The organism is Streptomyces sp. NPDC086080 (genome assembly GCF_044540255.1).
GTDB lineage: Bacteria > Actinomycetota > Actinomycetes > Streptomycetales > Streptomycetaceae > Streptomyces.
Genome location: NZ_JBITRU010000082.1, coordinates 1 through 6,740, shown reverse-complemented (window position 1 = coordinate 6,740; position 6,740 = coordinate 1). Strand labels below are relative to the sequence as shown.

The 6,740-nt window shown below is 66.4% G+C and carries 8 protein-coding genes and 2 pseudogenes; 3 read left to right on the top strand and 7 right to left on the bottom strand.

Annotated features, from left to right (window positions below; translation table 11 throughout):
- From ACIF9R_RS37860 to ACIF9R_RS37850, 3 genes are all read right to left on the bottom strand, one after another.
- Positions 1-102, bottom strand: a 102-nt coding sequence (locus tag ACIF9R_RS37860; protein ID WP_399987604.1) for a helix-turn-helix domain-containing protein, incomplete at its 3' end; no start/stop codon positions are given.
- Between the two features lie 145 nt (positions 103-247).
- Positions 248-1,564 carry an IS4 family transposase gene (locus ACIF9R_RS37855; protein WP_399987602.1) on the bottom strand — a complete coding sequence of 439 codons (1,317 nt, stop codon included), beginning with the start codon at positions 1,562-1,564 and terminating at the stop codon, positions 248-250.
- A gap of 774 nt (positions 1,565-2,338) precedes the next feature.
- Positions 2,339-2,812 (bottom strand): ATP-binding protein, encoded by a 474-nt coding sequence (locus ACIF9R_RS37850; protein WP_399987600.1) that lies wholly within the window; start codon positions 2,810-2,812, stop codon positions 2,339-2,341.
- Positions 2,813-2,948: 136 nt separating this feature from the next.
- On the opposite strand from ACIF9R_RS37850, the gene ACIF9R_RS37845 reads away from it, so the two are divergent.
- Positions 2,949-3,827 carry a helix-turn-helix domain-containing protein gene (locus ACIF9R_RS37845; RefSeq protein WP_399987598.1) on the top strand — a complete coding sequence of 293 codons (879 nt, stop codon included), beginning with the start codon at positions 2,949-2,951 and terminating at the stop codon, positions 3,825-3,827.
- Positions 3,827-4,018, top strand: coding sequence for a DUF397 domain-containing protein (locus ACIF9R_RS37840; RefSeq protein ID WP_399987596.1), 192 nt, complete (start codon positions 3,827-3,829; stop codon positions 4,016-4,018). The genes ACIF9R_RS37845 and ACIF9R_RS37840 overlap by 1 nt, the downstream gene beginning before the upstream one ends.
- A gap of 502 nt (positions 4,019-4,520) precedes the next feature.
- On the opposite strand, the pseudogene ACIF9R_RS37835 reads toward ACIF9R_RS37840, so the two are convergent.
- Positions 4,521-5,054 (bottom strand): annotated as a pseudogene (locus tag ACIF9R_RS37835) (helix-turn-helix domain-containing protein); the annotation flags it as partial.
- A gap of 100 nt (positions 5,055-5,154) precedes the next feature.
- Positions 5,155-5,508: an antibiotic biosynthesis monooxygenase family protein gene (locus tag ACIF9R_RS37830; RefSeq protein ID WP_399987594.1), complete on the bottom strand. Its 354-nt coding sequence runs from the start codon at positions 5,506-5,508 to the stop codon at positions 5,155-5,157.
- A gap of 202 nt (positions 5,509-5,710) precedes the next feature.
- Here ACIF9R_RS37830 and ACIF9R_RS37825 point away from each other — a divergent pair, with 202 nt between their 5' ends.
- On the top strand, positions 5,711-6,106 hold the full coding sequence (locus tag ACIF9R_RS37825; protein WP_399987592.1) for a GNAT family N-acetyltransferase: 396 nt from the start codon (positions 5,711-5,713) through the stop codon (positions 6,104-6,106).
- Positions 6,107-6,152: 46 nt separating this feature from the next.
- Here ACIF9R_RS37825 and ACIF9R_RS37820 read toward each other — a convergent pair.
- Together ACIF9R_RS37820 and ACIF9R_RS37815 are read right to left on the bottom strand one after the other, a co-directional pair.
- Positions 6,153-6,272: pseudogene (locus ACIF9R_RS37820) on the bottom strand (AAA family ATPase); the annotation flags it as partial.
- A complete protein-coding gene (locus ACIF9R_RS37815) occupies positions 6,245-6,418 on the bottom strand; it encodes a hypothetical protein (protein WP_399987606.1) in 174 nt (57 codons plus the stop codon). The pseudogene ACIF9R_RS37820 and the gene ACIF9R_RS37815, both read right to left, overlap by 28 nt.
- Positions 6,419-6,740: the final 322 nt, after the last annotated feature.

The window sequence follows — 6,740 nt, the reverse complement described above, 5'->3', positions numbered from 1 at the left end:
GACCTTCCGCACGCATCCGAACGTGCGGGACAGCTCGGCTGCCTGCGCATCGGTCGGATGGAAGCGGTACTTGAACGCCCGCTTCACGTGGGTGGCCTTCACGGTTCACATTCTACCCCATCAATTTGTGACAGAGTGCGGGCAGTTGGAGGTGGACGCCGGTCCGCCCTCGCGGCGAACCGGCTTTCCCTGCCCTGCTCCACAGGAGCTTCGTTTCCTCCCCGCCCTAAAGGACAAGGCCGTGAAGTTACGGGCTGATCGGCGGCGTCAAGATGTTGATGCTGAGGGTGGCTTTGTAGGTGCGCCGGTCGACCTTGAGGCTTTTGTATGCGTATCGGGACAGGGGGCGTTTGACCGCGCGGGGGCTGACGCGTAGGCGGCGGGCGGGCATGAGCTGGTCCAGGACGGCTCGGCCGATCGTCCCGACGAGGTCGATCACGGTGTCAGCGATGACGCCTGCGGCCTGGATGACCTGGTCGCGGGCGGTGTGGAGCGCGACGCTGAAGCTGGCCCTGTCCGGATCAGCCCCGGACGTGGTCTCGATGGCGTCGGCGATCGCGATCCGCAGGACCTGGTAGGCGCTCAGCAGGGCGTAGACCTCCTGGGCGATGCCGGCCCAGGTCCTGGAGCGCAGGACCCGGCGGCCCAGCATGGATTTCTTGATCGCGAAAAAGGCCGACTCCACTTCCCACCTCTCGTGATACAGGGTGACCAGGTCGGATGCCGGATGGCGGTGGTGGTCAAGGAGGTTGGTGGCCAGCCGGTAGAGCCCGGTCCGGCGGCCCTGGCTGGTGGTGATGGTGATCTCGCACTCGATGATGCGGACCTCGGTGGCGCCGAAGCAGGAGAGGAAGGAGCCGTCGTCGTAGCGGGCCAGGACCGGCGGTCTGCGGGCGGCGGAGGCGCGGGCCAGGAAGGCGGCCCCGGTGGCGGCGACCGCGGCCAGGAACGGGTTCGAGGAGAAGCCCCGGTCCAGTAGCACGATCATGCCGGTGTGCAGCGAACGCATCAGGCGTCTGCCGTAGACGGTCTCGCCGTTGCTGCGGGGGCCGAAAGCGGCGTCCAGGACCGCCCGGGTGCCACAGGCCACCAGCGTGGTCAGGCAGATCTGCGGGTAGCCGGAGGCCGCGTACTGGTTGCTTCCCTTGCCCAGGCGGGCCCGGTGCAGCGGGCTGTCGGGGACATCGAGGTAGGTGCCGTCGATCGCGACGGTCAGCAGGCCCTTGAAACGGGCGCCGGCTGTGCGGATCGCCGTGGCCGGTCCGCGCAGCAGGTCGAACAGGGCCCGCACGGGTGGCACCCCGAGGCGGGTCCTCGCATCCCAGAGCGCCGTGCCGGTGATCTTCGCGACCGGTATCGCCTCCAGCGCGGCGGTGAGCTTGCGCCACACCGCCAGGTAGCCGCACTCCTCGAACAGGGCGGCGGCCAGCAGCAGGTAGACCACCACCCGGGCGGGGATCTTCCGCAGCCGTTGCTGGACGGCACCGGTCTCGGCCAGGGCCGCATCGACCATCTCGAACGGGACGATCTGGGTGAGTTCCCCGAGGTGACCTGGGGCGAACAGGCCCTTGGCTACCCTGATTTCACGCGTGATGACACACTGATCCGACAGCGGAGCCTCCGGTGCTGTGAACGGCTGTCTTGGTCGACTGCCAGTTCTACCGGGGCTCCGCTTCTCACGTCCGAAGCCGCCGCAGATCAGAGCGCACTTGCCAACGCCCCCGGAGCCGTAACTTCACGGCCTTGCCCTAAAGGACGGGGTATCCACGAAGGAGAACCCGGATGACAGGATCCGGCTGTGACGTGCGACGTGTGTGGCCACGAGATGCGGCAGACACCGGTGGCGGAACCGCGAATGGCGTGGGACTTGCCGGTGAAGGAGCGGTGGCTCTGCTCCTGGTGCTACGCGTGGACCGAACTGGGACACGATCCCCGTGAGGTTTCACGGCCCCAGTACCAGCCCATGTACGGGCGCTGGGAGCGGGCGGAATCACCGGATCTCCCTCAGGACGTGGCCCACGCCTACGACACGGCCTATGCCTACACAGGTTCCGGCGCGACACTGTGCGGCATAGAACACGAAAGCCTCTCGGTCTCTCCGTACTGGTGGGTGCCGGATCGGAGCAACGCCTGTGGTGCCTGCAAGGAGACCGCGGCCGTTATTGACCAGCGCTGGCCGTTGGAGATGCGTGGTGGGAATCGTGTCAACCCCACGCCTCCCCCCGGTTCCTGCTGGCCTCTTTTCTAGGGCTGCTCGCTCCACGCTCTCAGAGGACGAGCACCTGGCGCAGCCGCTGGGCAGGCGGAGACATGCGGCGGGTCGCGGAGACGCGTCGCCTCATTCCGGCGGACTCGGGAGCTCGGCCCAGATGGTCTTCCCTGAGGGCAGTCGGGGTACGACGCCCCACCGGGTCGCGAGGGCGTTCACAAGGAGCAGACCACGGCCGTGCTCTCCGTCCGGGCAGGGCTCCGGCGTCGGGGTGGGCGGCCGCTCGCCCCTGCTGTCCGCGACCTCGATCCTCAGGGCACCGAAGCCGCCCTCCGCCGACCTGACGAGCGTCAACGTGAGCAGGAAGTCCCTTCTGGACACGCGGCCGTGGGTGACCGCGTTCGCGGCGAGTTCGCCCACCACCAGTTCGGCGGCCTCCAGGTACTCGCCGCCTCTGGCCCACCCCCAGTCCGTCAGTTGCTGAGCCGCGAGGAGGCGGGCGAGCCGTGCGCCGCGTCTCGTCGAGCTGAACTGCTGACGAAAAGGCGCGGGAGCGGGAAGTCGGCGGGGCAGGCAGTCTTGGTCACGGATTTCGTACTTCATGTGACAGAGCGTGTCCGGGTGGTCGTAGGCTGACCAGAGGAACCATCGGTACGGGGCGCGCCTGTACCGCTGCTGAGGGTTGCGTGTCCGTGCGGACGGGAGTAACCGGGCGGTGGGCAGGTGAGTTGGGGGATTCGTGACGACATCGGGACCCCGTCAGAACAACACCGAGAACCGCCCCGAGCCCCCAGAGGAGGCGGACGGTCTCATCGATCTGAACCGGGCTGTGGGCAGACAGGTCAAGTTGCTCCGGGAACGCGCCGGCCTGACCCAGAAGGAGTTGGGCGATCGGCTGGGATATGGCGAGGACCAGATCTCGTCCCTGGAACGGGGCCGCAGAACGCCACAGCCGGAGTTTCTCGACGCGGCGGATGACCTGCTTGACGCCGATGGGCTACTGAAGGCGACGAAGGAGGACGTAGCACGGGCCAAGGCTCGGGCGCGGGTCCGACACCCAGCTTGGTTCCGGGACTACGCGCGGCTGGAGGGGGAGGCGGTTGAGATCAACGACTACAGCAGCCACGACATTCCTGGTCTGTTCCAGACGGAACGTCGAGCTCGGGCACTGTACGGAATGCGCAAGCCTCTTCTGGACGACGAGACGATCGAACAGCGGGTTACCTCACGACTTGCACGCCAGGACATCCTGACCAAGTGGCCACCGCCCATGGTGACGGCGGTCATCGAGGAGTCGGTGCTGCGTCGCCCCATCGGCGGCTTGGATGTGCACAAGGAGCAACTGCGTCACCTGCTCGCACTTGGCCGCTTGCGTAGCGTGGAATTGCAGGTCATGCCGCTGGAACGGGACGAGCACGCGGGGATGGGAGGGCCGTTCATTCTGCTGACTCCCAAGGGAAAACCCCAGGTGGGATATGTCGAGGTCCAGAACGTCACACGACTGGCCACGGACATCGAAGAGGTCCGTATCCTGGCCGCACGGTACGGCAGCATCAGGGCCCAGGCGCTGACTCCCCGAGAGTCGCTGGCACTGATTGAGAGGATGCAGACAGAGTGATGAGTGCCGAAGACGCAGAACTCATCTGGTACACGAGCAGCTACAGCGGGAACGAAGGCGGCGCATGCGTGGAGGTCGCGGTCGGCACCGACATGATCCATGTCCGTGACTCCAAGGACGTGCATCGGCCACATCTCTCGGTGCGGGCGGGTGACTGGGTCGCATTCGTGGCCTTCGCAGCAGCGGACTGAGCGACCGAGGGGTGGGGGCCTGCTGTGCGCAGCAGGCCCCCATCCTTGCTCACTACGGCAAAGCCTCTGCGACGTCGCGGAAGTGAGTGGCGGCGGTGTCGAGCAGGTCGGCGATCTCGTTGGCGATCTCCTTCGGGGAGCCCAAGTCGTCCGCCTCCGCCGCAAGGTTGGCCTTCAGGTCGAAAGTTACGGCCGGGTGGTCCAGCAGCTCGTTCACCGCGTAACGGCGGAAGCGCTCCCACTCGGTGTGCTCAGTGACATCCCCGCCGGGCAGACACGCGGCGACGAAGTCGTCGAAGTCAGCCTCCGTGACCGGGTTGCCGGTGTCCGTACGGTGGTTGCCCGTGCGTGCGTCGTAGACCCACAGGTTCTGTGTGACGGGTGGCTTCGTACGTCTGTTGCGGCAGCACTTGTCGATCAGTTCGAGCAGCACGTAGCGATCTTCGTGGCGCTTGTTGTTCAGTAGTTCTGACGGCAGCTGCGAGTGGGAGAGTCGGCCCGTCCCGTCGGCGATGGCGTAGAGGTGCTCGACGCGGGCCTTCTTGGCCGCGTAGTCGGGGTCGCGGGAGGTCTTCCAGGTCTTTATGCGTTGAAAGGACACGCCCTCCTCGCGGAGCAGAATGCGCAGGCCCTCGTGGCTGATGTCGTCGACCACCCCCTCGGCGACCAGGAAGTCGGCCAGCCTGGCCAGGCTCCAGGTCGAAAACGGCAGGCCGTGCTCGGCAGGTTTGGACTTGGCGATCTTCTTGATCTCCCGGCGCTCCGGCAGGGTGAACGTCCTGGGTCGGCCGCCCTTGTACTTCGGGTAGAGCGCCTCGAAGCCGTCGGCGTTGAAGTTGTGGATCACGTCCCGGACCCGGTCCGCGCTGGTGAACGTCACCTCGGCGATCTTCGCCATCGGCATGCCCTGCGCGGACAGCAGGACCATCTGGGCTCGCCGCCAGGTCACCACCGACCCCGTGCCTCTGCGAATGATCTGCAACGGGCGCTGCCCCTCGTCGTCATCGATCTCTCGGACGCGTACTCGTTCTGCCACCCGCCCAGCCTGGCGACACCGCGCCGCCCGGACCAGCATCCGAACGGCGCGTCACATCACTACAAGGCAGAGGCCGGCCTGCTGTCGGGCTCTGCGGGACCTACGCTCGAGTGAACCCGTGACTCCGCTCCACTTTCGCCACATGCAGCGTGTAGCTCTGGTACCACTCGGCTCGTCCGCGCTTTTGCGCCGCGCGGTGCTCGGCGTCGCTCCGCCACTCCGTGAGGGCGTCGGCGTCGCGGAAGTACCCGACGGTGATGCCCAGCCCGCCAGGAGTCTGCGCGTGGTCCATCCCCAGGAATCCAGGGCCGTCCTTCACCAGGTCTTCCATGCGTGCGTTGGTCTCGCTGTAGCCGCTCTGGTCCTGGGTTCGCACCGTAGTGAAGACAGCCACGTAGTAGGGGGGTTCATAGGCCTCGACGGGCGCGACAGGTGCTTCCGAGTGATCACTCATGGCGCCACCGTAAGGCGGGATGCGCCCAACGCTCCAGCGTCTTTCCAGAACGAGATACGTGAGGGATCGCGCTCTTGGCCAAAGCTGTCTGAGCTCTCCTCCAGCTCCCGGAAACGGCCACGAACCTACCGGCTCACAGAACGGTGCAAGGGACGGGGAACACTAGGGCGAACGTTGGCTGATGCGGCACTAGGTTCGGACCATGACGATCACGTATGAGTGGCGAGGCGACATCGACAACTCAGCTCTCAACGAGTTGCATGCAGAAGGGTTCGATCATCCGGTCGGGCAGACGGACTGGTGGGCAAGGCTTCAACGTCACAGCCTTGGCTGGGTCTGCGCCTGGGAAGATGATCGTTTGGTCGGCTTCGTCAACGTCGCCTGGGACGGCGGAGTTCATGCATTCGTTCTGGATACGGTCGTAGCTCAGCGCTGTCGTTCGAATGGAGTGGGATCCGCACTGATCAGGGCGGCTGCTGAGGGATGCCGTGCGGCAGGGTGTGAGTGGCTGCATGTCGACTTCGAAGAGCACTTGCGGACGTTCTACTTCGATGCCTGCAGCTTCAGAGAGACGGCGGCGGGACTGATCGCTCTGTGATCCTTGTTTCCCGGCCCCTGGCCAGGTGCCAGAGGGAGGAAGATCTTCAGCTGGCGGCAACGTGTTCCTCGGCACGGGCCCTGTTGCTGGCCAGCCGGTAAGAGTCAGTGCCGGTCTCGGTGATCGCGCCGTTGAAGGTCAGGCGGTCGAGCCCGCATAGCTGAGGCGCGCCTCCTCCAGAGCACGGCGCGACTCTGCCACCTGCGCACGCAGCGCGCGGTTCTCGGCGGCCGGTGTGCGGTCCGGATCCGGTGGTACAAACGTCCGCTGGTCCCGGGAGGCGGTGAGCAGCCGGTAGTACCAGACGCCCATGCGCAGCGGCCACGGCTTTCACCACGCTTGTCACCCTCGACACACGCTCACCGCCGGGGCATGTGGGGGCCGTTCGCATCGTGCGGGCGCATGGCGCCGTACTGAGCCAAGGCCCCGAAGGGAGCGCAGGACGTGCGACTGGGCGGCCACCGCCGCAAGGTCGCATCACCACCGTTGTGGCCCCCTCCGGGCCCTCTGCGGACACCGCGGGACGAGACCCGCGTCCTGGGATGCTCCTATGCTTGTCAAGCCACTGGAGCAAGGTCGGTTTGGGTGATTCGTTCCGTTGGTGTGGTGGTCAGGGCGCGGTAGACCTCGCGGG

Excerpts from the sequence above, each read along its gene's own strand:
- ACIF9R_RS37850 (WP_399987600.1), bottom strand. The coding sequence starts at position 2,812 with ATGAAGTACGAAATCCGTGACCAAGACTGCCTGCCCCGCCGACTTCCC.
- ACIF9R_RS37840 (WP_399987596.1), top strand. The coding sequence starts at position 3,827 with ATGAGTGCCGAAGACGCAGAACTCATCTGGTACACGAGCAGCTACAGC.
- ACIF9R_RS37830 (WP_399987594.1), bottom strand. The coding sequence starts at position 5,508 with ATGAGTGATCACTCGGAAGCACCTGTCGCGCCCGTCGAGGCCTATGAA.
- ACIF9R_RS37825 (WP_399987592.1), top strand. The coding sequence starts at position 5,711 with ATGACGATCACGTATGAGTGGCGAGGCGACATCGACAACTCAGCTCTC.
- ACIF9R_RS37815 (WP_399987606.1), bottom strand. The coding sequence starts at position 6,418 with ATGGGCGTCTGGTACTACCGGCTGCTCACCGCCTCCCGGGACCAGCGG.